Below are 25976 nucleotides of genomic sequence, written 5' to 3' on the forward strand. Positions count from 1 at the left end.
CAGCCTGCGGTCGCCCTCGTCCCCGGAAAGAGGGGAATCACCAGCGGTAGTGGGCGAACGCGCGGTTCGACTCGGCCATCTTGTGCATGTCCTCGCGCCGCTTGACGGCGGCGCCCAGGCCGTTGGAGGCGTCCATGATCTCGTTGGCGAGACGCTCGGTCATCGTCTTCTCACGGCGCTGGCGCGAGAAGTCGACCAGCCAGCGCAGCGCGAGCGTGGTGGCGCGGGCGGGCTTGACCTCGATGGGGACCTGGTAGGTCGCACCGCCGACGCGGCGGGACTTGACCTCCAGGGCGGGGCGGATGTTGTCCAGCGCGCGCTTGAGCACGACGACCGGGTCCTGCTCGGTCTTCTCGCGGACGCCCTCGAGGGCGCCGTAGACGATGCGCTCGGCGACCGTCTTCTTGCCGTCCAGCAGGACGCGGTTGACCAGCTGCGTGACGACCTTCGAGCCGTAGACCGGATCGTCGACCAGCGGGCGCTTGGGAGCGGGGCCCTTACGAGGCATTACTTCTTCTCCTTCTTCGCGCCGTAGCGGGAACGGGCCTGCTGGCGGTTGCGCACGCCCTGGGTGTCCAGGGAGCCGCGGACGATGCGGTAGCGCACGCCGGGAAGGTCCTTCACGCGGCCGCCGCGGACGAGCACGATCGAGTGCTCCTGCAGGTTGTGGCCCTCGCCGGGGATGTACGCCGTGACCTCGATGCCCGAGGACAGGCGCACGCGCGCGACCTTGCGGAGCGCCGAGTTCGGCTTCTTCGGGGTGGTCGTGTACACGCGCGTGCACACGCCGCGGCGCTGGGGCGAGCCCTTGAGCGCGGGGGTCTTGACCTTCGCGCGCTTCGAGCTGCGTCCCTTGCGGACGAGCTGCTGAATGGTAGGCACTGGTTCTCCAGTCTGTCTCTGTTGCCAGTCGGTTCGGGACGCGGACGTCCCCTGTTGCAGTCAGCCGGATGAATGGGGTCCTCCGCCCCGTGCGGACGCGCACGGTCCGCCACAGGGCCGGCGCGCCATGACTGGAAACCGTCCCACCGGCCGACGGCCGAGGACCTGGGTTCAGGAGGATGACGCCCGGAGCTCCGACGGATCGGGAGCCCGCGTGCCCCCCGAGGCCGCGCCGGGCACGGGGCCGCGACGGGATCGGGGAACGGGATGGTGGACCCGGTCGCCCGGGTACCGCCATACAGTCTAGCGACCGGCCGTTTTCGGCGTCAACGCGCGCCTGCGTGACATCGGGCGCACCGACCGGGAGCACTCGGCGGGGGCGGCCCGCCGAAAGAGGAGCGCTCGGCAGCACGAAGAACGCCGACCGCTCCCTTCCCCCAATCGTCGCCATGCCGCGCCAGCCGTCCACAGCGGGCATCCCGTCGCGCAGGCCGTCCACAACAGCGGCGGCGCCGCCCTGCCGACGGACACGGTCCTCGACACGCTGGAGAACCACCCCGGCGGCCGCGCCGGACCCGATCCACAGGACCGACCATGCCCGCCTCCCCTCGGAGGACCCCCGACCATTCCGAGGTCCTCGACCATCTCCTCCTCGGCGACGCCCCGCGCGCACGCACCAGCCTGGCCGGTCGCGTCGAGGCCGGGGAACTCGTCCGCATCAGACGGGGGTGCCACGTCGACGCCGACTACCTCATGGCCTTCCCGGAGTCCTGGCAGCGCGCCGAGGTCGTCATGGTGGCGCGCATCGTCGGGTCCGCCCGCGCATGGCCGCGCTCGACGGTGGCCGCCGGCTCCTCGGCTCTGCTCAACGGGCTGCCGCGCGCACGTCCCTACCAGGACGTCCACCTGGTCGCGCCGCCGTCCGGCTGCCGCGGGTCGCGGATCCGGCAGTTGAGGGCCGTCGAGGTCCGGGGTCGACGGCGTCCGCGCGCTAGACGTGACCGGTTCCGTGGTCTCCGTCGTCGTCTGGTCCCCTGACGAGGAGGGGTTCGTGACGACCTGCGAGGGGTTGCGCCGCCTGTCCCGGCTCGACGCGCTCCCGACCGGCACCCGAAACCTCCGCCGGACCCGATGGGTGGTCCGACGCGCGGACGCGGCATGCGACTCCGTCGCGGAGGAACGGCTGCTGCACATCCTCCGCTCCGCCGGGGTGAGGGGGATGAGGACCCAGTACCTCGTCGTCCATCCGTCCGGCAGGTACTACCTCGACATCGGGATCCCGGGCCTGCTGCTGGACATCGAGTTCGACGGGGCACACAAGTACGTCGAGCACTCCGAATCCGTGGAGAAGGCCCTGTTCGAGCAGAGGGTGCGCCAGCATGAGCTGGAACAGCTGGGATGGATCGTCGTGCGGTTCGCCTGGCCGGATCTGGACAGCCCCGTGGGCGTCGTCCGGCCCATCCGCGGGGCGCTCCGCCGCCACGGCCGGGATCTCGACATCGACCCCGCGATGTCCTTCGCGGCGGTGGCCTGACAGGCGAGAGCGCCGTGGACATCCTGTCGGTCCGCAGTCAGTCCGCAGTAAGAGGAGCGCTCGACGGCCGACGGGCTACCCGCCGCTCGTCGGACGGCCCCAGACCTGTGGACCGCGCCGCCCGGGGTAAGCTGGTCCGCGGTGCGCCGGGAAGCCTGGTCGGCCGCCCCGTCCGCGCGGGGCGTCGCGATCCGTGATGTCCAGCCCCAGGAGCTTCCATGACGCCCTTCCTCCCCTCCCGCGGTCCCCGAGCGCTTCTCGGCCGGGAGACCACGGGCGGCCTTCTCATCCTTCTCGGCGCCGTCGCCGGCCTGGTCCTGGCCAACGCCCCGACCCGGGAGGCGTTCGAGGCCGTGTCCTCGGCGAGGGTCGGCCCCGCGGCGATCGGCCCGCTTCCCCTCCACCTGGACCTCGCCGTCGGCCAGTGGGCTCAGGACGGGCTGCTGACGGTCTTCTTCTTCACCGTCGGCCTGGAGCTCATCCAGGAGTTCCGCGTCGGGAGCCTGCGCCGCCCTCGCCAGGCGGCCGTCCCTGTCCTCGCCGCGATGGGAGGCGTGGCGGCGCCCGCCCTCGTCTATCTGGCGGTCGACGCGCTCGCCGCCAGCGGGGCCCACGCCCACGGGTGGGCGATCCTCACCGCGACCGACATCGCCTTCGCGGTGTCCGTGCTGGCCCTCTTCGGCCGGGGGCTGCCCGGCGCGCTGCGCAGCTTCCTCCTCACGCTCGCGGTCGTGGACGACCTCATCGGCATCCTCCTCATCGCCGTCTTCTACCCCGCCGAGGGCGGCATGTCGCCCCTGGCCCTGATCGGCTCGCTCGCGATGGTCGCCGTGTTCGCCGTCCTCGCGCGGCGGAGGCGGATGCGATGGTGGCTGATGGCCCCCGCCGCCGTGGCCGCCTGGGCCCTCATGCACGCCTCCGGCGTCCATCCCACGATCGCGGGGGTCGCGCTGGGGCTCGTCGTGCCCGCCGGCTCCGGGACGGCGGGGACCGGGTCCGGCGCCGCGGCGGGGCCCTCGCGCGCGACGCGCATCGACCTGGCGCTGCGCCCCCTGTCCAACGGGATCGCGCTGCCCGTCTTCGCTGTCTTCGCCGCCGGCGTCCCCCTCGATCCGGTGGGCGGGCCCGGCCGGTCCGGGCTGCTCGCCCAGCCGTTGGTTTGGGCGGTGTCGGCAGCCCTCGTCCTCGGCAAGCCCCTGGGGGTCCTGCTCACGACGAAGGCGGTCACCGCGTGGACGCGCCTGCGGCTGCCGGACTCGATCGGGGTGAGGGACCTCCTGCCCGTGGGGCTGCTGTGCGGGATCGGGTTCACCGTGTCGATGCTCATCGCCGGCCTGTCCTTCGAGGACCCCTCGCTGGTGGACGAGGCCCGCGCCGCCGTCCTGGTGGGATCGACGGCCTCCGCCGTCCTCGGCGCGGCCCTCCTGCGACATGACGCCCGGCGGGTCCGTGGCTCCGACATGAACGAGGATGGCGCCCCCGACCGCGACCGGCGCATCATCCGCTGACGCTCCGCCGGCCGGAGGACGGCACGCGGGACGGGAAAGGGCCCGGACCGCGACGGCGCACCGCCGGCGGTCCGGGCCCCTGGTCCCGCTCACAGGCGGGCGCCCCGCGGGATCACTCCTGGAACGGCATCCCGAAGTCGATGCTCTCCAACGAGTGGAGGAACTCCGGGGACACATCGCCGTCCTGGAAGTCCAGCTCGGAGTAATTCGAGTTGGCCAAGGCCTCCGGCGTCGGCTCGACGTTCACGTGGTTGTACCGCGCGAGCCCCGTGCCGGCGGGGATCAGCTTGCCCAGGATGACGTTCTCCTTCAGACCGACCAGCGAGTCCGACTTGCCGTTCATCGCGGCATCGGTCAGCACCTTCGTGGTCTCCTGGAAGGACGCCGCAGACAGCCACGAGTCGGTGGCCAGCGACGCCTTCGTGATGCCCATGAGCATCTGGCGCCCCGACGCGGGCTGACCGCCCTCGGCCGCGACCCGGCGGTTCTGCCCCAGGTAGGCCATGCGGTCCACCAGCTCGCCGGGCATGAAGTCCGTGTCGCCCGGCTCCAGGATGGTGATCTTGCGCAGCATCTGGCGCACGATGACCTCGATGTGCTTGGCGTGAATGCCCACGCCCTGGTCCGCGTAGACCTTCTGGACCTCGTCGACGAGCTGCTTCTGAGCGACGTTGCGGCCCATGATGCGCAGCACCTCCTTGGGATCCAGCTGGCCCTCCGTCAGCGGCGTCCCCGCATCGATGTGCTCGCCCTCCTTGACGAGGAGCTTCGGCCGGCGCGACACCTCGATGACGAGGTCCTCCTTGCCGTCGTCGCGGGTGATGACCACCCGCCGCGTCGACGGGTCGTCGTCATCGATGTGGACGCGGCCGGCCGCCTCCGTCATCTTGGCCTCGGCCTTCGGGGACCTGGCCTCGAAGAGCTCCTGGACGCGGGGCAGGCCCTGGGTGATGTCCGAGGCCGACGCCGCCCCGCCCGTGTGGAACGTCCGCAGCGTCAGCTGCGTGCCGGGCTCGCCGATCGACTGGGCCGCGATGATGCCCACGGCCTCGCCGATGTCCACCGTCTTGCCGGTGGCCAGGGACCGCCCGTAGCACTTCGCGCACACGCCGACCTGGGACTCGCAGGTCAGCACCGAGCGCACGGAGACCTCCGGGACGCCGGCGGCCACCAGCTCGGCCACCTCCTCGTCCCCCAGGTCGGAACCCGCCGCCTTGACGACGGAGCCGTCCGCCCCGATCGCGTCGCGGGCGAGCGTGCGGGCGTACACCGAGGTCTCGAGGTCGGCGGCCGGAACCCACCGGCCCTCGCCGTCCTGGCGCGCCACCGGCACGCGCACGCCCTGCCGGGTGCCGCAGTCCTCCTCGCGGACGATGACGTCCTGGGAGACGTCGACCAGACGCCGGGTGAGGTAACCGGCCTCGGCCGTGCGCAGCGCCGTGTCCGCCAGTCCCTTGCGGGCGCCGTGGGTGGCGATGAAGTACTCGAGGACGGTCAGGCCCTCGCGGTAGTTCGCCTTGATCGGGCGCTCGATGAGCTTCTGCTTCGGGTCGGAGACCAGGCCGCGCATGCCGGCGATCTGCTGCACCTGGCTCCAGTTGCCTCGCGCCCCCGAGTTCACCATCCGGTACACGGTGTTGCGGGCGGTGAAGTTGCTGCGCATATCCTGGGCGACCTTGTCGGTGCACTCCAGCCAGAGGTTGACCAGCTCCTCGTACCGGGTGTCCTCCGTGATGAGGCCCATCTCGAACTGGTCTTGGATCTCGGCGGCCTTGGCCTCGTAGCCCGCGAGGATCTCCTCCTTGCGGGGGGACGCCTGGATGTCGGAGAACGCGATCGTGATGCCCGACCACGTCGACCAGTAGAAGCCGTAGGACTTCAGGGCGTCCAGGCACTCCGCGACCAGCACGTTCGGGTAGCGCTGGGTGAGCGTGTTGACGATGTCCGCCAGCTTGCCCTTGTCCACCACCTCATTGACGTAGGGGTAGTCGACGGGCAGGGTCTCGTTGAAGATCGCGCGGCCCAGGGATGTCTCGAGCAGGATCGGGTCGCCCTCCGTCCAGCCCTCGGGCGCCGTCCAGCCGGCCGGCGGGACGATGTCCGTGAACCGGATGACCGCGCGGGCGTTGAGATCCAGGTCCCCGTTGTCGAAGGCCATCCGCGCCTCCGCCTCGGAGGAGTAGGTCGGGACGACCTCGTCGCCCTCCTCGTCGCGCGCGACCGGCGCCTCCGGGTTCGGGTCGGAGGAGAGGTGGAACAGCCCGATGATCATGTCCTGGGACGGCATCGCCACGGGGCGGCCGTCGGAGGGCTTGAGGATGTTGTTCGTCGACAGCATGAGGATGCGGGCCTCGGCCTGCGCCTCGGCGCCCAACGGCAGGTGGACCGCCATCTGGTCGCCGTCGAAGTCGGCGTTGAACGCCCCGCAGGCCAGAGGGTGCAGCTGGATGGCCTTGCCCTCGATGAGCTGCGGCTCGAAGGCCTGGATGCCCAGGCGGTGCAGCGTCGGGGCGCGGTTGAGCAGCACCGGGTGCTCGCGGATGACGTCGTCGAGGACGTCCCAGACCTCCGGGCGCTGGCGCTCGACCTTGCGCTTGGCGGCCTTGACGTTCTGCGCGTAGTTCTTCTCCACCAGGCGCTTCATGACGAAGGGCTTGAACAGCTCGAGCGCCATCTGCTTGGGAAGGCCGCACTGGTGGAGCTTGAGCTGGGGGCCGACCACGATGACCGAACGGCCCGAGTAGTCCACGCGCTTGCCCAGGAGGTTCTGGCGGAAACGCCCCTGCTTGCCCTTGAGCATGTCGGAGATCGACTTCAGCGGGCGGTTGCCCGGCCCCGCCACCGGACGGCCGCGCCGCCCGTTGTCGAAGAGCGCGTCGACGGACTCCTGGAGCATGCGCTTCTCGTTGTTGACGATGATCTCCGGGGCGCCCAGCTCCAGCAGGCGCTTGAGGCGCGTATTGCGGTTGATGACGCGGCGGTAGAGGTCGTTGAGGTCCGAGGTCGCGAAGCGCCCGCCGTCGAGCTGCACCATCGGGCGCAGATCCGGGGGGATCACCGGGATGTTGGTGAGCACCATGGACTCCGGCTTGTTCCCCGTGGACACGAACGCGTTGAGGACCTTCAGGCGCTTGATGGCGCGGGACTTGCGCGGACCGGACTCGTTCGCGATGGTCTCGCGCAGGGCGGAGACCTCCCCCTCCAGATCGAAGGTCTGCAGCCGCTTCTGGATCGCGGCCGCGCCCATGTCGCCCTTGAAGTAGGTGCCGTAGCGCAGCACCATCTGGCGGTACAGGCGCTCGTCGCCCTCGAGGTCACCGACCTTGAGGCCCACGAAGCGCTCCCACACCTTCTCCAGCTGGTCGAGGTCCTGGTCGAAGCGGCGACGGATCTGGCCCATCTCGCGCTCGCCGGACTTGCGGGCCTTCTCGCGCTCGGCCGCCTTGGCGCCCTCGCCCTCCATCTGGGCGAGGTCCTTCTCCAGGCGCTCGGCGCGGTCGTTGATGGCCGTGTCGCGCTGGGACTCCAGCTGCTTCTTCTGGACCTCCAGCTCGGCGCGCAGCTCCGGCAGGTCCTCGTCGCGTCCCTTCTCGTCGATCTCGGTGATCATGTAGGCCGCGAAGTAGATGACCTTCTCCAGGTCCTTCGGGGCGAGGTTGAGGACGTACCCGAGGCGGGAGGGCACGCCCTTGAAGTACCAGATGTGGGTGACCGGAGCGGCCAGGTCGATGTGGCCCATGCGCTCACGGCGCACCTTGGAGCGGGTGACCTCCACCCCGCACTTCTCGCAGACGATGCCCTTGTAGCGGATCCGCTTGTACTTCCCGCACGCGCACTCCCAGTCGCGGGTCGGTCCGAAGATCTGCTCTCCGAACAGGCCGTCGCGCTCGGGCTTGAGGGTGCGGTAGTTGATCGTCTCGGGCTTCTTCACCTCACCGTGGGACCAGCCGGCGATGTCGTCGCTGGTGGCAAGGGTGATTCGCAGGCTGTCGAACGTCTTGGCGTCGAGCAATTTCTCGTATCTCCTCAGATCGCGTCGATCGTGGCAGCGGCGTTCGGACGGGCGTCCAGGGTGATGCCCAGGTCCTCGCGCACGTTGTAGTCCTCGTCGTCCTCATCGCGCAGGTCGATGGCGTTGCCAGCCGCGTCGAGGGCCTCGACGTTCAGGCACAGCGACCGCATCTCCTGGATGAGCACGCGGAAGGACTCAGGGATGCCGGGCTCGGGGATGTCCTCGCCCTTGACGATCGCCTCATAGACCTTGACGCGGCCCGACGTGTCGTCCGACTTGATGGTCAGCAGCTCCTGGAGGGCGAAGGCGGCCCCGTAGGCCTCCATCGCCCAGACCTCCATCTCGCCGAAGCGCTGGCCGCCGAACTGGGCCTTCCCGCCCAGCGGCTGCTGCGTGATCATCGAGTAGGGACCCGTGGAGCGGGCGTGGATCTTGTCATCCACCAGGTGGTGGAGCTTCAGCGTGTACGTGTAGCCCACCGCGATCGGATACGGGAAGGGCTCACCGGACCGTCCGTCGAAGAGCCGGGCCTTGCCCTCCTCGTCGATCAGGCGGTCGCCGTCGCGGTTCGGGTTCACCGAGTGCAGCAGGCCCTTGAGCTCCTCCGGCTCCAGGCCGTCGAACACGGGCGTGGCGACCAGGGAGCCCGGGGCCACGACCACGCCGTCCTCGGGCAGGTGCTTCGTCCACTCCTCGCCGGCCTCGACGGCCGCAGACGCGTCCCAGCCCTGGTGGGCCAGCCACCCCAGGTGATACTCGAGCACCTGGCCGACGTTCATGCGGCCGGGCACGCCCAGCGGGTTGAGGATGATGTCCACGGGGGTCCCGTCCTCCAGGAACGGCATGTCCTCCGCGGGCAGGATCTTCGAGACGACGCCCTTGTTGCCGTGGCGTCCCGAGGTCTTGTCGCCGACCGTGATCTTGCGGCGCTGGGCGACGTAGACGCGCACCGTCTGGCGCACGCCCGGGTTGAGATCGTCCTCCTCGTCGTTGAACTCCCGCACCCCGATGACGATGCCTTCCTCGCCGTGGGGCACGCGCAGCGAGGTGTCGCGCACCTCGCGGGCCTTCTCGCCGAAGATCGCGCGCAGGAGGCGCTCCTCGCTGGTCAGCTCCGTCTCCCCCTTCGGGGTGACCTTGCCCACCAGCACGTCGCCCGCCACGACCTCGGCGCCGATGCGGATGATGCCGCGCTCGTCGAGATCCGCCAGCGACTCCTCGGAGACGTTGGGGATGTCCCGGGTGATCTCCTCCTCGCCGAGCTTCGTCTCGCGGGCGTCGACCTCGTACTCCTCGATGTGGATCGAGGTGAGGAGGTCCTCCTCGACCACGCGGCGCGACAGGATGACCGCGTCCTCGTAGTTGAGGCCCTCCCACGACATGTAGGCGACCAGCAGGTTCTTGCCGAGCGCCACCTCGCCGTGATCCGTGGCGGGGCCGTCCGCGAGGACCGTGCCGACCTCGACGCGGTCGCCCTCGTCGACGATGGTGCGCTGGTTCGTGCAGTTCCCCGGGTTCGAGCGCTCGAACTTCTCCAGGCGGTAGACGTCGCGCCCGCCCTCGTCCGTCGTGACGACGATGAGGTCGGCCGAGGCCTCTGTGACGACGCCCGCGTGCTCGGCGATCACCATCTCCCCGGAGTCCGCGGCTGCGCGCCGCTCCATGCCGGTGCCCACCAGCGGGGCTTCCGTGCGCAGCAGCGGCACGGCCTGACGCTGCATGTTCGCCCCCATGAGGGCGCGGTTCGCGTCGTCGTGCTCGAGGAAGGGGATGAAGGCCGTCGCCACCGACACCATCTGCCGGGCGGAGACGTCCATGTAGTCGACCTCGTCGCGGTGGACGAGGGTCGGGTCGTCGCCGGCGACCCGGCACAGGACCTGCTCCTCGGCGAAGGTGCCGTCGGGGTTCAGGGGGCTGGAGGCCTGGGCGATGAAGTGCCCGTACTCGTCGTCGGCCGTGAGGTACTCGACCTCGTCGGTGACCTGGCCGTCGCGCACGACCCGGTACGGGGTCTCGATGAACCCGAAGGGGTTGATCCGCGCGAAGGTCGCCATGTTGCCGATCAGGCCGATGTTCGGGCCCTCAGGGGTCTCGATGGGGCACATGCGCCCGTAGTGCGACGGGTGCACGTCGCGGACCTCGAGGCTCGCGCGATCGCGGGACAGGCCGCCGGGGCCCAGCGCGGACAGGCGGCGCTTGTGCCCCAGGGACGACAACGGGTTGTTCTGGTCCATGAACTGCGACAGCTGGGAGGTCCCGAAGAACTCCTTGATCGCGGCGACGACGGGGCGGATGTTGATCAGCGTCTGCGGCGTGATCGAGTCCGCCTCCTGCGTCGTCATGCGCTCGCGCACCGTGCGCTCCATGCGCGCCAAGCCCGTGCGGACCTGGGCCTGGATGAGCTCCCCCACCGCGCGGATGCGGCGGTTGCCGAAGTGGTCGATGTCGTCGGTCTCGACGCGCACCTCCACCGGCTGGCCGGCCCTCATCCCCGCGAACGCCTTCTCCCCCTGGTGGAGGGCGAGGAGGTACTTCAGCGTCGCGACGATGTCCTCCAGCGTGAGGGTCGACTCCTTGGGGTCGGCCTCCAGCGCGAGCTTCTTGTTGATCTTGTAGCGTCCGACCTTGGCCAGGTCATAGCGCTTGGGATCGAAGTAGAAATTGTTGAGCAGCGCCTGAGCGGCGTCGACCACCGCCGGCTCGCCGGGGCGGATCTTGCGGTAGATGTCCAGGAGGGCCTCCTCCTGGGTGTGAACCGTGTCCTTCTCCAGCGTCTCCAGCAGGACCGGGTAGTCCTTGAAGGTCTCGCGGATCTCGCCCTCGGTCATGCCGATGGCCTTGAGGAAGTGGGTGACGGGCTGCTTGCGCTTGCGGTCGATGCGCACGCCGACGGCGTCGCGCTTGTCGATCTCGAGCTCCAGCCACGCGCCGCGGCTGGGGATCACCTTCGCGCCGAAGACGTCCTTATCGGAGGTCCGGTCGCTGGTGCGTTCGAAGTACACGCCGGGCGAGCGCACGAGCTGGGAGACCACGACGCGCTCCGTGCCGTTGATGATGAACGTCCCGCGCTTCGTCATCAGCGGGAAGTCCCCCATGAAGACCGTCTGGGACTTGATCTCGCCGGTGTTGTAGTTCATGAACTCGGCGGTGACGTACATCGGGGCCGAGTAGGTGTAGTCCTTCGCCTTGCACTCCTCCACGGAGTACTTCGGCTTCTCCAGGCGATGATCGCGGAACGACAGCGACATCGTCTGGGCGACGTCCTCGATGGGGGAGATCTCCTCGAAGATCTCCTCCAGACCCGAGACGTCGGGGACCTCGTAACGTCCCGACGCCTTCGCCGCCTCGACGCGAGCCTTCCACGCGTCGTCGCCGAGCAGCCAGTCGAAGCTCTCGGTCTGCAGGCCGAGCAGGTTCGGGGCCTCGAGCGGTTCCTTGAGCTTGGCGAAAGAGATACGGGTCCTGGGCTGGTGTGCAGTGGGGCTACTGACAGCCAAAGGGGGTCCTTCCCTGCGATTCGTGATGCGCTGGGCAGCCTGCGGCCCCTATCTGACACTGTCCGTCACGCTCAGCGCGGGTTTCGGCGTGTGGGTACAGGTCACCTCGGGCACAATCAGGCGCAAATACACATGATATGCTCGCCCGCTCCCCCCGGCAAGGCGGGTCCCGCTTTGTGGGCGGATTCACGAGGGCGTCGCCGCCGGGGAGGACTCAGCGCAGGAGGACCGAGAGGCGCCCCGCCCCGTAGCCCCGCACCTCGCACGCCGCGTCCAGCCGGGGGACGTACCCGCGCAGCCAGCGGTCGATCTCCGCGGGCAGCGGGGCGCTGGACGTGTCGTAGAGGCCCTCGATGAGGCGCACGTGGGGCGCGTCGCCGACGTTGAACAGGGAGCCCGCGATGTTGAGCACCTCGTAGGCGTTGTCCAGCAGATCGTCGGACAGGTAGCCGTCGCGCACCGCCTCCTGGGAGACGGCGGGCGGCACCAGGCCCAGGGCCGCCCCCAGATGGGCGGCCAGCGGGAGGTCCAGGGCGATGAGGGCGACGCTGTGGCCCAGATCGGTCACGTACTCGGCGACGACGGCTCCGCCGGGAGCGTCGGGGTCCAGACCCTCGCCGTCCACAGTCAGGCTGACGTCGCGCCCGGCGGTCCCGATGAGCAGGTCGCGCACGGCCTTCGCCTCCGGCAGGCGCGTCTCGGGCCCGATCACTCGAGCACCTGCTCGATCTCGGCGCGGAACTGCTCAGCGGTGAAGGGCTTCGCGATGAGGAACAGCGCGCCCTCGTGCCGCGCGAGCTCCCGCATCTGGGGCGAGCCCTCGGAGGTCACGAGGGCCACCGGCACGTCGCAGCCCGCCCGGCGCAGGCTGCGCAGCATCTCGATGCCGCTCAGATTGGGCATGTTCCAGTCGGAGAGCACCAGGTCGGGCTGCTCCGCCATCGCCAGGTCGCGCGCCTGGACCCCGTCCTCCGCCTCCAGGACCTCCCAGTCGTAGCCCGCTTGGCGCAGCGTCCTCGCCACGATCCTGCGCATCACCCGGCTGTCATCCGCCACGAGCACTCTCATCGGTTCCGCTCCTCCGTCTCGTCATCGGTCAGACTCCACAGGCTCACGAGGATCGGGGCGCCGCGCCACCGGAGCCGGACCTCCAGCCGCCGGGACCCGCGCCCGGGAGGGGGCGCCGTGTCCGCGCCCGGAGGCGTGAGCCTGCCCGCCCCCGGCATGAGGGACTTCACGTTGCCCCCGATGATGTTCGCCACCTCCCGCATCGCGTCGAGGAGGTCCTCCTGCTCCAGCGGGTCGGCGTCGCCCAGCCCCAGCAGCCGCCGCGCGAGTTCCCGGCAGGTCCCCTCCCCGGCCGAGACCAGCGTCCGCGTGCCCGCCTCCCCGATGGCATCCACCCAGGCGTGCAACGGGTCCTCCAGACCCGGCATGGGCCCGGCCCAGGACCCCAGGCCGTCCGTCCCCCCGTCCACCATGGCGGCGAACAGGTCCTGGGCGATACCCAGCACCTGCTGCTCCTCGCTGGGCGATCCCGTGTCCATGGCGGCCCCTCTGCTCACAGCGGCTCCTCGTCCGGCAAGAGCCCGAGCAGCGCGAGCTTGTCGCGCAGCGCGTCGGGCGTGAACGGTTTGATGAGGTACTCGTGCGCGCCCGCGGCGAGCGCCCGCACGATCTGGTCGCGCTCCGACTCGGTCGTCACCATCATCAGGGTGACGCCGCGCCACTCCTTGCGGGCGCGGACAGCCGTCACGAAGGACAGCCCGTCCATGACCGGCATGTTCCAGTCGACGCAGGCCAGGTCCACGGCCCCGCCCTCGTCCTGCTCAGCCAGGACCTCCATGGCCTCCTGGCCGTTCCCCGCCTCCACCACGGAGAACCCGAGCCCACGCAGTTGGCCGCCGACGATGCGGCGCATGACACGCGAGTCGTCGATGACGAGTGCCTTCATGATCGATCTCCTGAGAGCTGGTAGACCGGGCCGGCGGCGGTCCCGACCCGATGCCACAGCGGCTCCGCGCCCCACGGGGCCTCCGCCGAGCCGAGGAACAGGAAGCCGCCCGGGCGCACGACCCGTGCGATCTTGCGCAGGATCGCCGTCTTCGTGGGCGAGTCGAAGTAGATGAGGACGTTGCGCAGGAACACGACGTCGAACGGCCCCCACTGCGGGGGCTGATCAAGGAGGTTGTGCCGCATGAAGGTGACGCTCGACCGCATGGGGATGTCGATCCTCCACCGGGACCCCTCCCGCGAGAAGTAGCGCACCAGCAGGGCGGCGGGCAGGCCCCGGTTGACCTCCAGCTGGGAGTACACGCCCGCGCGAGCCCGGTCGAGCACTTCGCCCGACAGGTCGGTGGCGAGGATCGAGAAGTCCCGGATCCCGGTCTCGGCCAGGGTCATCGCGACGCTGTACGGCTCCTGCCCGGTCGAGCAGGCGGCCGACCAGATCCGGATCCCCGGTCCCGGCCCGCCCGACGTCACGGCCGGCAGCACCGTCTCTCGCAGCGTGTCGAAGGGGACGCGGTCGCGGAACCACGATGTCTCGTTGGTGGTGAGGGCCTCGACGATCCGCTCCAGGGCCGCCGGGTCCCCCGGCGCGTGGCGCACGAACTCATCGATGGCGGCCGGCCCGGTGAACCCCGCGGACCGCGCCACCGGCAGCAGGCGGTTCTCCACCAGGTACTCCTTGCCGGGGGGCAGCTGGATCGCGCTCCGGGTCCGCACGAGGTCGCTGACGAAGGCGAAGGACTGCGGGGACACGCTCATTCGCCGGCCCCCGATGCCCGGCGCCCGACGGCGGCGGCGACGGCGCCCAGGGGGAGCACGGCCCGGGCCAGCCCGGCGCGGGCCACCGCGCCCGGCATCCCCCACACGACGGACGTCTCCTCGTCCTGGACGAGGACGGATCCGCCGGCCTTCACGATGCGGCGGCACCCCTCCAGCCCGTCGGACCCCATGCCGGTGAGGACGACGCCCAGCACCGCGCCGCCGACGGCGGCCACCGCCGAGTCGAAGAGCACGTCGACGGAGGGGCGCACGTAGTTCACGGGCGGGTCGTCACTCAGGCCCGCCTCCAGGGCACCGCCGCGGCTCACGACCGCCATATGGCGCCCGCCCGGAGCGATGTGGATCGTCCCGGCCCGCAGGGCCTCGCCCGCGCCCGCCTCGACGACCCTCGCTGGTCCGAGCCCGTCGAGGCGCTCGGCGAACTGCCGGGTGAAGACCGGCGGCATGTGCTGGACCACGAGGACCGGCACGGGGAGCGGGCGCTCGAGCGCCGCGACGACGGTCGACAAGGCGTTGGGCCCGCCCGTCGAGGACCCGATGACGATGAGGCGGGGCACGGCGACGGCGGGCGGCGGGGCCAGGCGCGTCGCCGGACGCGCCTGGCGCGGGCCTCGCCTGCGGACCAGCCCGTGGATGCGGGGAAGCAGCTGGGAGGACACCCGCCGCAGCGACTCCTCCAGGCTGCCCGTCCCGGTGGGCTTCGCCACGTAGTCGCTGGCGCCTGCGGCGAGGGCGTCCAACGTCGCCGTCGCGCCGCGCTCGGTGAGCGTGGAGAACATGATGATCGGCATGCGCAGGCCCTCGGCGCGCAACGCGCGCACGGCCTCGATCCCGTCCATCACGGGCATCTCGACGTCCATCGTGACGACGTCGGGGTGCAGGCTGCGGGCCCGCTCGATCGCGATCCGTCCGTTGGCGGCGGTCCCCGCGACCTCGATGAGGGGGTCGTCGTTCAGCGTGCGGACGAGCAGGCGCCGCACGACGACCGAGTCGTCGACGACGAGCGCCCGGATCGGCCGCGGGGCGGAGGCGTCCGCCCCGCGGCCCGAAGTCCTGGTCTCCCCCACGTCAGAACTTGAACCGGGAGATCGTCTGGTTGGACTCGCCGGCCATGCGGGCGAGCTCCGCCAGGGCGTCTGCCGACTGCCCGAGAGCCTCCGTGGCCTCCGCGGCGTTCGTCGCCACCTTCTCGACGCTCGTCGCGATCTCGCCGGAGCCCGAGGCCACCTCGGTCACGCTGCGGGACATCTCGTTCGTCGTGGCGGTCTGCTCCTCGACGGCGGAGGCGATCGTCATCTGGAGGTCGTTGATCTCCTGGACGGTGTGCGAGATCTCGCCGATGGCGTCCACGGCGGTGACCGTGTCGTTCTGGATGGCCGTCACGCGGCCCGCGATGTCCTTCGTGGCCTTGGCGGTCTCCTGGGCGAGGTCCTTGACCTCGCCGGCCACCACCGCGAACCCCTTGCCCGCCTCGCCGGCGCGGGCCGCCTCGATCGTCGCGTTGAGCGCCAGGAGGTTCGTCTGCTCCGCGATCGAGGTGATGACCTTGACGACGTCTCCGATCTCTTGGGAGGACTCCCCGAGGCGCGCCACCTGCGTGTTCGTCTGCTCGGCCTTCTCTGCGGCAGAGGTGGCGACCTGGGCCGCGTCGCTGGCGCTCTTCGCGATCTCCCGGATCGAGGCGCTCATCTCCTCCGCGCCGGCGGCCACCGACTGGATCGTCGAGGTGATCTGCTCGGTCGCCGAGGCGACGGCGCCCGCGTCGGCGGTGACGGCCTGCGACCCGGCCACCGCCTGGTGGTTCGCGGCGGCCAGCTCCTCCGCCGAGGAGGAGACGTTGTGGATCAGCTCGGCCAGTTGCGCGGTCATGTTCCGCAGGTGGCCCCGGGCGATCTCGAGGGACGCGGCGACCTGGCCGAGCTCGTCGCGCGTCCTGAGGTCGACCGGCGTGCGCAGGTCGCCGCCTCCGATGCGGTCGACGGCGGCCCGCAGCATCCGGAGGTGCCCCGAGATCTGGCGCATCGTCGTGCCGACGATGATGAGGACGAGGACGGTGCCCGCCAGCGCGATGCCGACCATCATCCACCGCGAGGTGGCGGACTCGGCGCGGGCGCTGGCGGTGTCCGCGCCGGCCTGCTGGATGACCTTGTCCTCGAGGGTCTGCACGTTGTCCCCGATCTGGGTGACGAGGTCGCGCACCTGGGAGACGTAGGCGGCGTGGTAGGCGTCCGAGCCGCGGTCCGCCGCGGTCTCGATGGCGTCCGCGGCCCGCTGGTAGTCGGAGAATCCGTCCTTGAGCGCCTCGTAGGCGTCCGCGTCGAGGGCGTAGGGCGCGAAGGCGTCGATGTTCTCCTGGGTCTTCGCGTCGTAGTCCTTGCGCTCTTGGGTGACGTCCTCGCGCTCCGACTCCCCGACCATGCCGTACTCCAGGACCCGCGAGCGGCTGGCCTGGAACCAACGCTGGGTGTTGAGCAGGTAGGTCTGCGGGGTGATCGCCCGGTCCTCAAGGTTCGCGATGGAACCGCTGAGCGAGCTGATGCGCACGATGGACAGGGCGCACACGATGGCGACGACGACGATCGAGACGACGATCGTCAGGATCATCTTCGTGCTCACGGCGATGTCCTCGGTGCGGAACCGGCGCTGGCGGTCCCCGTCCGCGGATGCGCCGGGATCGGGCGGGCCAGAGGGGTCGGGCCCCGGTGCCGGGGGCGCGGAGGTGGTGGATGCGGCGGTGACAGCGGTCATGTCGGGACTCGATTCGTGGATTGCGAGAGTGTGTTTCAGCGGGAGGTCACGGCGTCGACGTCAAGCGCCAGCAGCAGCCTGTCCGTCAGCTTGTACGCCCCGAGCACGAAGGGCCGGAGCTCGGCTCCCAGGGTTCTCGGCGGGTCGTCGAAGTCGGCGTCCCCGACCTCGACGACCTCCCCGATACGGTCGACGACCAGGGAGATGGGCTCCGCGGCGCGGTCGACGACGATCATCATCTGCTCGGCCGGGGTCCGCTCCCCCGGGATGCCGAGCCGGGTGCGCAGGTCCAGGGAGAGCACGACCTGCCCGCGGAGGTTGACGAGCCCGGCGATCGTCTCGTCGGCCCGCGGGACCCGGGTCGTGGCGTGGACCGGGAGGACCTCCCTGACCGCGTGGACCTCGAGGCCCCAGGTGTGGTCCCCGACCTCGAAGGTGACGAAGGTGGCGGTCATCTCAGGCTCCCATCCTCTCGAGGTCGAACGCCTGGACCGGCTCCGCCGAGCGGATCAGCGCGGGGAGGTCGAGGAGCTCGGTGACCTGGCCGTCGATGACGGTCGATGCCACCAGGGCGGTGTCGCGCACCTCGGATCGCTCGGAGGGATCGTGGTCGACGACGTCGAGGATCTGGTCGACGGCGAGGGCGAGGCTCCCTCCGCGGCCGGTGGCCACGACGACCACGGGCAGGTCGTCGGCGTCCCCGGCCGACCCCGTCCCCAGGACGTCGTCGAGGCGGACCAGCGGGACCAGCGCCCCGCGGTATTGGAGGACCTCGCGGCTGCCGACCCTCTCCACGCTGTCGGCGGGCAGGCGCTCCAGGCGGGTCACGACCTCCAACGGCACTCCGACCCGGCGCCCGCCGGCGGCCCCGACGACCAGGAGGCGCTCGAGCCGCGTCTCCGCGGCCTCCGGCGGAGCCGTCTGCGGGGACCGTGTGCGCACGAGATCGCCCGTGTCCGTTCCCAGCGCCTGGCGGGCGACCGCCTGGAGGTCGAGGATCAGCGCCACGGTCCCGTCCCCCAGCACGGTCGCGCCGGAGAACAGCCCGAGCTGCTTGACCCGAGAGGACAGGGCCTTGACGACGATCTCCTCCGTGTTCAGCACCCGGTCGACCATGAGCCCGAAACGCTCGTCATCGACCTGCATGACGGCGATGACCAGATCGCCCTCGCCCGGGTCGAGGCCCAGGACGTCCGCCAGGGGGACCAGAGGCAGCAGGGACCCGCGCAGGCGGAAGACGGGGGCGTCCCCGACCCACTCGATGCGGGGGCCCTCCTCGCCCGAGCGGATGGCGACCAGTTCGAGAAGGTTCACCTGGGCGATGGCGAAGACCTCGCCACCGCACTCCACGGTCAGGGCCGGCATGATGGCCAGCGTCAGCGGGATCCGCATCCGCCACGTCGTGCCCGCCCCGATGACGGACTCGACGTCGACCGACCCGCCGATCCCCTCGACCTTGGAGCGCACGACGTCCATGCCGACGCCGCGCCCCGAGATGTTGGTGACCTTCTCGGCCGTGGAGAACCCGGGCTCGAAGAGCAGGCCGAAGAGCTCGGACGTGCCCATGGACCGCACCTGTCCCTCGGTGCGCAGTCCGCGCGCGACGGCGGCCCGCCCGACGGCGTCGGGATCGATGCCCCGTCCGTCGTCGGAGATCTCGACGACCACCTGCCCACCGGCGTGGAAGGCCCGCAGCGTGACCGTCCCCTTCCTCGGCTTCCCCGCCGCCGCCCGGTCTCCGGGAGGCTCGATGCCATGGTCGACCGCATTGCGGACCAGGTGGGTCAGGGGGTCCTTGACGGCCTCCAGCAGCCCCCGGTCGAGCTCGGTGTCCCCGCCCTCCATGACGAGTCCGACCTCGCGGTCCAGCGTCCGGGACAGGTCCCGGATCAACCGAGGCATCGCCGACCACACGTGCTCGATGGGCTGCATGCGCGTGCGCATGACGCCCTCCTGCAACTCCCCGGCGATGAGGTTCAGCCGCTGGACCGCGCGCTGGACCTCCGGGTCCGCGTCGTCCCGGGAGAGCCGGTCGATCTGGTTGCGCACGAGGACGAGCTCGCCGACCTCGCGCATCAGGGAGTCGAGCAGCCCGACGTCGACCCGCACGGAGCTCTCCGCGATGCTGTGCGTGGAGTCCTCGCCCGCCTCGTCCGCCGCTCCCGCGCGATGGCCGGCGACAGGGGGCGGGGCGGTGTCCCCGGGCGCCGGCCTCTTCTCGGGTGGCGGGATCGCGCCGCTCGAGCGGATCGCCTCGATGGCCGCGAGCGCGTCGGCGGCGTCGATGCCGTCCCCGCGTCCGCGCTCGATCGAGGCGAGCATCCCGCGCAGCCGGTCGACCAGGAGCAGCAGGGCGTCGGCCGTCACGCGGTCCATCGCGCGTTCGCCGTCGCGCAGCTCGGCCAGCAGGCTCTCGCCGGTGTGGGCGAGGTGCTCGAGGTGGCCGAGGCCCAGGAAGCCGGCCGTGCCCTTGATGGTGTGGACCGTGCGGAAGATCCCCGACAGCAGGTCGCGCGAGGACGGGTCCGTCTCGAGCGCGACCAGATCCTGATCCAGCTGATCGAGGTTCTCGTAACTCTCGACCAGGAAGTCGGCGACGATGTCGCCCATGTCGTCGGTGTCGTCCACCGGTCCACCCTCCATGGCTCCTGCTGGCACCTCCTGTGCCCAGCCGGAGAATCGGCGGGGGGACCGCGATTGTGAGGATTCCCCGGTTGTCGCCGCGTGAGCGCCCGCCCACCTGCGGGATCACATGCCGGAGAGGAGCAGCGCCACCGCCGGAGAGGCCTCAGCGGCGCGGAGAGCCCGGGTGGAGGCGCCGCAGCGACTCCACTGCGGCGTCGTCGAAGCGGACCGAGGCGCCGTTGGCCCGGGCCACGGCCTCGCGGGCCTCGGGACGGTTGACGGGAACGTCGCGGGGAGCCTCGATCCCCAGCCGCACCGTGTCACCGCGCACCGCGACCACGGTGACGACCACGTCGTCGCCGATCATGACCTTCTCGCCCTCGCGGCGACTCAGTACCAGCACTCCGCGATCCTATTCGCGCTCGGGCGCCGGCGCGCCCCCCGACACCTGCTGCGCGTGGATCCCCACCACTCCCGCCGTGTCGATCGGCACGCGCGTGGTCGCGACCTCCGCGTAGGACAGCACCGGGAGATGGGGGGCCGCCAGCACCGTGAGGCGCCGCAGTGCCGGGCGGATCGTGGGCGAGCACACGAGGGCCGCCTGATGGCCCTGCTCCTCCACCGAGGCGACGCTGCTCCGCAGGGACGCCATGAGGGCCTCGATCTGGTCCGGGGGCAGCGAGATCTGCGATCCGCCCTCCCGCGTGCGCAGGCCCTCGACCATCAGCTGCTCGCTGGGCGGGTCCAAGGTGAGGACGCGCAGGACGCCGCCGTCCGTGCAACGCGAGACGATGACGTCGCCCAGGGCCAGCCTGGCCGCCTCCGCAAGATCCTCCGTGGCGGTGCCGGTCTTCGCGCGCATCGACAGGGCCTCGTAGATCCGCCCGAGGTCGCGCACCGGGACCTGCTCCTCGAGCAGGGCCTGGAGCACCCGCTGGATGTCGCCGAGGCCGAGGACGGCGGGCACGAGCTCCTCGACGAGCGAGGGGTCGTCCTCCTTGAGCCGCTCGTTGCGCACGCGCACGTCCTCCCGGGAGAGTAGGGAGGCGGCGTGGTCGGTCACGACCGACGACAGGTGGGTGACCACCAGGGAGACGCGGTCCACCACGGTCGCCCCGGAGGCCTCCGCCACGTGTCCGAGCTCCTGGGGGATCCAACGTCCGGGCAGGCCGAAGACCGGCTCGACCACCGGGGTCCCCGGCATGTGGCCCAGCCCCTCCCCCAGCGCCAGCACGCGGCCGGGAGGCGCCTCGCCGCGGGCGGCCTCCACCCCGTGCAGGTGGATGACGTAGGTCGAGGGCGGGAGGTCAACCGAATCCCGGGTGCGCACCGGCGGCATGACGAGCCCGAGGTCCAGAGCGACCTTCCTCCGCAGCAGGCGGATGCGTCCCAGGAGGTCGTTGTCCGCGTCGCCGCGCACGAGCGGCACCAGGTCGGGCGCCAGCAGCACCTCCAGGGGCCGCACGCCCATCTCCTCCACCAGCGCCTGCGCGGCCTGCTCGGGCGAGGGCGCCGCCGCAGGGGCGGGCTCCCGGCCCTCCGCGGCCTCCTGCCGGTCCCGGCGCCCGGCGATCTGGGCGCCGCCGAGCAGGAGCGCCCCGACGACGATGAAGGGCAACCTGGGGATCCCCGGGATGATGGCGATCACCAGGGCCGCCGCGCCGGCGATCGTCATCGCGGTGCGCGACTGGGTGATCTGGCGCGCCGCGGCCGTGCCCATGTCCTCGTCCGCCGAGGCGCGCGTCACCACCAGCCCGGTGGACACGGACATCAGCAGCGCGGGGATCTGGGTGACCAGCCCGTCCCCGATCGTCAGCATCGAATAGGTCTCCAGGGCGTCGGAGGCGCTCATGCCCTTCTGGACCATGCCGATGACGAACCCGCCGATGAGGTTGATCAGCGTGATGACGATGCCGGCGATCGCGTCGCCCTTGACGAACTTCGATCCGCCGTCCATCGCCCCGTAGAAGTCGGCCTCCGCGGCGACCTCGGCGCGGCGCCGGCGCGCCTCCCTCTCGTCGATGAGCCCCGAGTTCAGGTCCGCGTCGATGGCCATCTGCTTGCCCGGCATGGCGTCCAGCGTGAAGCGGGCCCCCACCTCTGCGGAGCGTCCCGCTCCGTTGGTGACCACGACGAACTGGATGACGACCAGGATGAGGAAGATGACGAGCCCGATGACGATCGACCCGCCCACGACGAAATGGCCGAACGCGGAGATCACCTCCCCCGCGTAGGCGTCGCGCAGGACCAGCCGGGTCGAGGCGACGTTGAGCCCCAGGCGGAACAGGGTGAAGACCAGGACCAGGGAGGGGAACACCGAGAAGTCCAGGGGCTTGCGGATCGCCATGGTCGTGAGCAGCACGAGGATCGTCAGCGAGATGTTCAGCGCGAGCAGGACGTCCAGGAGCGCAGCGGGGATCGGCACCACCAGTAGGAACACGATCGCGACCACGCCGATGGGCGTGGCGACCTGCTGGATCCGTACATTGCGTGTCACCGGTGTTCCTCCTGGGTGGTGGATGTCGGCATGCGGTGGGTGCCCGCCGAGGCGCCCCTCCGGCGCAGGGCCATGACGAAGGCGAGGACGCGGGCCACGTCGGTGTAGAGGTCGGGCGGGATCACGGATCCCACCGCGCAGGAGGCGACGAGGGCGCGCGCCAGGGGGATGTCCTCGACGACGGGCACATGGTGCTCCGCGGCTTGCGCCTTGATGCGCTCGGCGATGGCCCCCTTCCCCCGGGCGACCACCCGGGGCGGTCCCTCCCCCCGCCGGTAGCGCAGGGCGACGGCCAGGTGCGTGGGGTTGACGACCACGACATCGGCGTTCGCGACCTCGGCGATCATGCGGTTCCGGCTGAGCGCCCGTTGCCGGGAGCGGATCTCCTGTTTGACGGCGGGGTCGCCCTCGGAGTTGCGGTACTCGTCCTTGACCTCGCGTTTCGTCATGCGCGACTGCTTCTTGTTGCGGCGCATGACGACGACCACGTCCGCCGCCGCCACCACGATGCCCGCGATGACGGCGGACCACATGAGCGTGGTGACGTGGTCCTGGGCGACGGCGAGCAGCTGGCGCAGGGTGAGCAGTCCCGAGCTCCGGATCAGGGGGATCATCGAGGACGCCGCGGCGTACAGGACCATTCCGATGACGACGGTCTTGAGCAGGTCGGTCACGCCCTTCCACAGGGCGGACAGGCCGAAGACGCGCCGGAACCCCGACAGCGGGCTGACGCGCTTGAGCTGCGGCCGCACCCGTTTCGCGGCGGCGTGCACGCCGCCCTGGGCCGCGGAGACCACGACGGCCGTCACGGCGACGACCAGCAGGGCGGGCAGCAGGATCCCCGGGACCTCCCCCATGGCCCGGGCGAGCGCCCTCACCGCCTCCCGCGGATCGGGGTCTCGGATGAGCGGCCCGATCGAGCCGACGATGGTGAGGACGGCGTTGTGCAGGTGCGTGAGGACGCCCGGCAGCATCGCGGCGGCGGCGCCGACGCCGGCCCATGTCTGGAGGTCCTGGGACTTGCCGAGCCTGCCCTCGGAGTGGACCTTCTTCATGTGCTCCGGGGTCGCGTCCTCGGTGCGCTCCTGCCCGCCCTCGCTCATGGCTGCCCCAGGATGAGGTCGACGGCGCGGGAGGCGAGGGCGGAGACGACGGAGGGCAGAGCGACCAGCGCGACGACGCCCAGGACGAGGGTGAGCAGGATCTTGAGGGGGAAGCCCATCGCGAAGGCGTTGAGGGAGGGCGCCACCCGGGTGAGCAGACCGAGCCCGAGATCCGCGAGGAAGAGCACGGCGACCAGCGGGCCGGCGATCTGGATGGCGGCGAGGAGGAGCTGCGGGACCTCCCGCGAGAGGGCGTCGCTCAGCCCCCGCACCTCCAGCGCCGCGCCGGGGGGCACCGCCGCGAAGCTGCGCGCGAAACCGAGGAGCAGCATCTGGTAGCCGTTGGAGGCGAAGAGCAGGACGGTGGCGAGCATCTGGTAGAAACGCGCGTAGGGGCCGCTCGAGGCGGAGGTCAGCGGGTCGAAGGCCTCGCCCAGCTGGAACCCGCCCTCCAGGTCGATGATGTGCCCCGCGCTCTGCACCGCGGAGAGCACCGTCGAGGCCAGCAGCCCCATGCCCGCTCCGATGCCGACCTCCGTGACCACGCCGGTCACCAGCTCGAACGCGCCGTCGGGCGCCGTCTGCCCTGGGGCCAGGCACACGGCGAGGAGCACCGCCAGCATCGTCTTGACGGTCATGGGGATGCCCCCGTGGGCGAAGGGCGGCGCGGTGAACACGAACGCCGTGGTCCTCGCGCAGACGAGCGCGAAGGGCGTGAGGGCGGCGACAACGTCCATCCTCACCCTCCCAGCAGGTCCGGGATCCGGCTGAACAGCAGCTGGGTGGAGGACACGAGCTGTGTCAGCATCCAGTCGCCGGCCAGGACGATCACGACGCCGACGGCGATGAGCTTGGGGACGAAGGTCAGGGTGACGTCCTGGACCTGCGTGAGGGACTGCAGCAGCGAGATCAGGAGGCCGACCGCGAGCGCCGTCACCAGGATCGGGAGGGCCAGCTTCGAGGCGAGCGTGAGCGCCTGCGCGGCGATGTCCATCACGTCCGAGGTCGTCATCAGTAGCTCGCCACCAGGTTCGTGATGATGAGGGACCAGCCGTCCACCAGGACGAACAGGAGGATCTTGAAGGGCAGGGAGATCATGACGGGCGGCAGCATCATCATGCCCATCGACATGAGGACCGAGGCGACCACGAGGTCGATGACGAGGAACGGCACGTAGATGACGAAACCGATGATGAAGGCGGCGCGCAGCTCGGAGAGCATGAAGGCGGGCACCAGCGTCTGCATGCCGACGTCGGCCGGCGTCGCGGGGTTGGCGATCCCGGCGGCGCGGGTGAGCAGGGCGATGTCCTCCTGGCGCGTGTGGGCGGTCATGAAGTCGTGGAGGGGCCCCACGGCCGCCGTCAGCGCGTCGGAGAAAGGCACCGCCCCCGAGAGGTAGGGCTGGATCGCCGCGTCGTTGATGTCGGAGAGCACCGGCGCCATGATGAACAGGGAGAGGAACAGCGCCAGTCCCGCCATCACCTGGTTCGGGGGGACCCCCTGCAGTCCCAGCGCGTTGCGGGTCAGGGAGAGCACGACGAAGATCTTCGTGAAGCTCGTCATCATGAGGATCAGCGAGGGCGCGACCGCCAGCACCGTGGTGGCGGCCAGGACGACCAGGGTCGTGGACGGCGAGCCCGCGACGCCGTTGATGTCGACGCTCACGGTCGGCGGCGTCGGATCCGCGGGCGGAGTGGGGTCCGCGGGGACGGCCAGGGCCGCGCGCACGGACACGAGGCACAGCCCGCCGAGGACGATGGCCAGGAGCGCGAGCCGGCGCAGGTGCCGGCGGGTCCTCGCGGCGGCCTCCGCCGGATCGTCCCGTCGGCTCCGGCGCGCGCTCATGCCCGGTGTCTCCCGGAGGGGGCCGAGGCGGACGACAATGCGGTCCACGCCTGCTTCCAGGTCGTGGACGAGAGCACGGAGCCGCTCAGCGCGCTCTCGTGGACCGGTGCCGGCAGACGGGACGCCCCCGGAGCCGGCGCTGCGGGCGGGCGGGGCGGCTCCTCCGGCGACGAGGGCGCCATCGGCGGCTGCGAGGCGCTCGCGAGGGCGCGGTCCCAGTCGGCGTCCGCCCCGAGCTCGGACACCAGCGAGACGCCGGCGTCGCCGACGCCGAGGAGCAGGCGACGGCCCTCGACCTCGACCAGGGCGAGGGAGGACCGGCGGGTCAGGGGCAGCCGGGCCACGACCCGCATGTCGGGCGCCTCGCCGCGGCGCGAGGACTGGAGCCTGCGGGCGGCCAGCCAGATCAGTGCGACGACGACCAGCAGGGACACGATCACTCGCAGTCCCAGCAGGAGATCGTCTCTCACGGGGCGTCCTCCCCCTCCGGCGAGAGGATCTCCGTGACGCGCACCGCGTAGTCCTCGTCGACGACGACCACCTCGCCGCGCGCGATGATGCGGCCGTTGACCAGGATGTCGGCGGGGCTGCCGGCGCTGCGGTCCAGTTCCAGGACGGCGCCGGGCACGAGGTTCATGACGTCGCGCATGAGCAGGCGGGTCCGCCCGATCTCCACGGTGAGGGAGAGCTCGACGTCGTAGAGGACCTTCATCGATCCGGCCGGCAGGGGCGCGGACGGCGCCTGGGTGGGCCCGTGGTGCCGGCGCGCCCAGAACCAGGCGTGGGGGGCGCACTCGGCCTCCAGGACGTAGGCGTCGGAGTCCCCCGGGGTGATCTGCTCGATGGGCATCTCCTCGACGGGCCCGAGGACCCGGGCCCGGAGTCGCGGACCGCGCCCTCGATGACGGAGGCGAGCGCGTCGGCCACGGTCGCCC

At 71.1% G+C, this 25976-nt stretch carries 24 protein-coding genes; 3 read left to right on the forward strand and 21 right to left on the reverse strand.

The window, feature by feature from the left end; genetic code table 11:
- Window positions 1-37 precede the first annotated feature (37 nt).
- Window positions 38-508, reverse strand: a complete 471-nt coding sequence (gene rpsG / locus ACFQWG_RS08095; protein ID WP_380974141.1) for a 30S ribosomal protein S7 — start codon at window positions 506-508, stop codon at window positions 38-40.
- The gene (rpsL, locus tag ACFQWG_RS08100) at window positions 508-882 is read right to left on the reverse strand and encodes a 30S ribosomal protein S12 (protein WP_291496343.1); all 375 of its coding nucleotides are present in this window, start codon (window positions 880-882) and stop codon (window positions 508-510) included. The genes rpsG and rpsL overlap by 1 nt, the downstream gene beginning before the upstream one ends.
- A gap of 594 nt (window positions 883-1476) precedes the next feature.
- Between rpsL and ACFQWG_RS08105 the strand changes: the two genes are divergently transcribed.
- From ACFQWG_RS08105 to nhaA, 3 genes are all read left to right on the forward strand, one after another.
- Complete coding sequence (locus tag ACFQWG_RS08105; protein ID WP_380974144.1) at window positions 1477-1920, forward strand: hypothetical protein; 444 nt, start codon at window positions 1477-1479, stop codon at window positions 1918-1920.
- 13 nt (window positions 1921-1933) lie between these two features.
- Window positions 1934-2416, forward strand: coding sequence for an endonuclease domain-containing protein (locus ACFQWG_RS08110; protein ID WP_380974147.1), 483 nt, complete (start codon window positions 1934-1936; stop codon window positions 2414-2416).
- A 218-nt stretch (window positions 2417-2634) separates the two neighbouring features.
- Window positions 2635-3924, forward strand: a complete 1290-nt coding sequence (nhaA, locus tag ACFQWG_RS08115; protein ID WP_380974150.1) for a Na+/H+ antiporter NhaA — start codon at window positions 2635-2637, stop codon at window positions 3922-3924.
- 112 nt (window positions 3925-4036) lie between these two features.
- Here the strand turns inward: nhaA and ACFQWG_RS08120 are convergent, their stop codons facing one another.
- From ACFQWG_RS08120 to fliN, 19 genes are all read right to left on the reverse strand, one after another.
- Window positions 4037-7936: a DNA-directed RNA polymerase subunit beta' gene (locus tag ACFQWG_RS08120; RefSeq protein WP_380974153.1), complete on the reverse strand. Its 3900-nt coding sequence runs from the start codon at window positions 7934-7936 to the stop codon at window positions 4037-4039.
- A 14-nt stretch (window positions 7937-7950) separates the two neighbouring features.
- The gene (gene rpoB / locus ACFQWG_RS08125; protein ID WP_380974156.1) at window positions 7951-11433 is read right to left on the reverse strand and encodes a DNA-directed RNA polymerase subunit beta; all 3483 of its coding nucleotides are present in this window, start codon (window positions 11431-11433) and stop codon (window positions 7951-7953) included.
- Between the two features lie 214 nt (window positions 11434-11647).
- Window positions 11648-12145, reverse strand: a complete 498-nt coding sequence (locus ACFQWG_RS08130) for a hypothetical protein (RefSeq protein ID WP_380974159.1) — start codon at window positions 12143-12145, stop codon at window positions 11648-11650.
- Window positions 12142-12501, reverse strand: coding sequence for a response regulator (locus tag ACFQWG_RS08135; RefSeq protein WP_380974162.1), 360 nt, complete (start codon window positions 12499-12501; stop codon window positions 12142-12144). The genes ACFQWG_RS08130 and ACFQWG_RS08135 overlap by 4 nt, the downstream gene beginning before the upstream one ends.
- Window positions 12498-12998, reverse strand: a complete 501-nt coding sequence (locus ACFQWG_RS08140; protein WP_380974165.1) for a chemotaxis protein CheX — start codon at window positions 12996-12998, stop codon at window positions 12498-12500. The genes ACFQWG_RS08135 and ACFQWG_RS08140 overlap by 4 nt, the downstream gene beginning before the upstream one ends.
- Window positions 12995-13387, reverse strand: a complete 393-nt coding sequence (locus ACFQWG_RS08145; protein ID WP_380974168.1) for a response regulator — start codon at window positions 13385-13387, stop codon at window positions 12995-12997. Before ACFQWG_RS08145 ends, ACFQWG_RS08140 begins: the two co-directional genes overlap by 4 nt.
- Window positions 13384-14202: a CheR family methyltransferase gene (locus ACFQWG_RS08150; RefSeq protein WP_380974171.1), complete on the reverse strand. Its 819-nt coding sequence runs from the start codon at window positions 14200-14202 to the stop codon at window positions 13384-13386. The genes ACFQWG_RS08145 and ACFQWG_RS08150 overlap by 4 nt, the downstream gene beginning before the upstream one ends.
- Entirely contained in the window at window positions 14199-15290 is a 1092-nt protein-coding gene (gene cheB / locus ACFQWG_RS08155) for a chemotaxis-specific protein-glutamate methyltransferase CheB (protein WP_380974174.1), read from the reverse strand. Before cheB ends, ACFQWG_RS08150 begins: the two co-directional genes overlap by 4 nt.
- A gap of 1 nt (window position 15291) precedes the next feature.
- Window positions 15292-16971 carry a methyl-accepting chemotaxis protein gene (locus ACFQWG_RS08160; protein WP_380974177.1) on the reverse strand — a complete coding sequence of 560 codons (1680 nt, stop codon included), beginning with the start codon at window positions 16969-16971 and terminating at the stop codon, window positions 15292-15294.
- A 35-nt stretch (window positions 16972-17006) separates the two neighbouring features.
- Window positions 17007-17426, reverse strand: a complete 420-nt coding sequence (locus ACFQWG_RS08165; protein ID WP_380974180.1) for a chemotaxis protein CheW — start codon at window positions 17424-17426, stop codon at window positions 17007-17009.
- 1 nt (window position 17427) lies between these two features.
- The gene (locus tag ACFQWG_RS08170; protein WP_380974183.1) at window positions 17428-19614 is read right to left on the reverse strand and encodes a chemotaxis protein CheW; all 2187 of its coding nucleotides are present in this window, start codon (window positions 19612-19614) and stop codon (window positions 17428-17430) included.
- Between the two features lie 145 nt (window positions 19615-19759).
- On the reverse strand, window positions 19760-19999 hold the full coding sequence (locus ACFQWG_RS08175) for a carbon storage regulator (protein WP_291496571.1): 240 nt from the start codon (window positions 19997-19999) through the stop codon (window positions 19760-19762).
- Between the two features lie 9 nt (window positions 20000-20008).
- Window positions 20009-22093, reverse strand: coding sequence for a flagellar biosynthesis protein FlhA (flhA, locus tag ACFQWG_RS08180; protein ID WP_380974186.1), 2085 nt, complete (start codon window positions 22091-22093; stop codon window positions 20009-20011).
- A complete protein-coding gene (locus tag ACFQWG_RS08185; RefSeq protein WP_380974189.1) occupies window positions 22090-23196 on the reverse strand; it encodes an EscU/YscU/HrcU family type III secretion system export apparatus switch protein in 1107 nt (368 codons plus the stop codon). The genes flhA and ACFQWG_RS08185 overlap by 4 nt, the downstream gene beginning before the upstream one ends.
- Complete coding sequence (locus tag ACFQWG_RS08190; RefSeq protein ID WP_380974192.1) at window positions 23193-23933, reverse strand: flagellar biosynthetic protein FliR; 741 nt, start codon at window positions 23931-23933, stop codon at window positions 23193-23195. Before ACFQWG_RS08190 ends, ACFQWG_RS08185 begins: the two co-directional genes overlap by 4 nt.
- A 2-nt stretch (window positions 23934-23935) precedes the next feature.
- Window positions 23936-24208 (reverse strand): flagellar biosynthetic protein FliQ, encoded by a 273-nt coding sequence (locus ACFQWG_RS08195; protein ID WP_380974195.1) that lies wholly within the window; start codon window positions 24206-24208, stop codon window positions 23936-23938.
- Window positions 24208-25041: a flagellar type III secretion system pore protein FliP gene (fliP, locus tag ACFQWG_RS08200; protein WP_380974198.1), complete on the reverse strand. Its 834-nt coding sequence runs from the start codon at window positions 25039-25041 to the stop codon at window positions 24208-24210. Before fliP ends, ACFQWG_RS08195 begins: the two co-directional genes overlap by 1 nt.
- Window positions 25038-25511 carry a flagellar biosynthetic protein FliO gene (gene fliO / locus ACFQWG_RS08205; RefSeq protein WP_380974201.1) on the reverse strand — a complete coding sequence of 158 codons (474 nt, stop codon included), beginning with the start codon at window positions 25509-25511 and terminating at the stop codon, window positions 25038-25040. The genes fliP and fliO overlap by 4 nt, the downstream gene beginning before the upstream one ends.
- Window positions 25508-25891, reverse strand: a complete 384-nt coding sequence (gene fliN, locus ACFQWG_RS08210; RefSeq protein WP_380974204.1) for a flagellar motor switch protein FliN — start codon at window positions 25889-25891, stop codon at window positions 25508-25510. The genes fliO and fliN overlap by 4 nt, the downstream gene beginning before the upstream one ends.
- Window positions 25892-25976: the final 85 nt, after the last annotated feature.

The organism is Schaalia naturae (assembly GCF_042665795.1).
Lineage (GTDB): Bacteria > Actinomycetota > Actinomycetes > Actinomycetales > Actinomycetaceae > Pauljensenia > Pauljensenia naturae.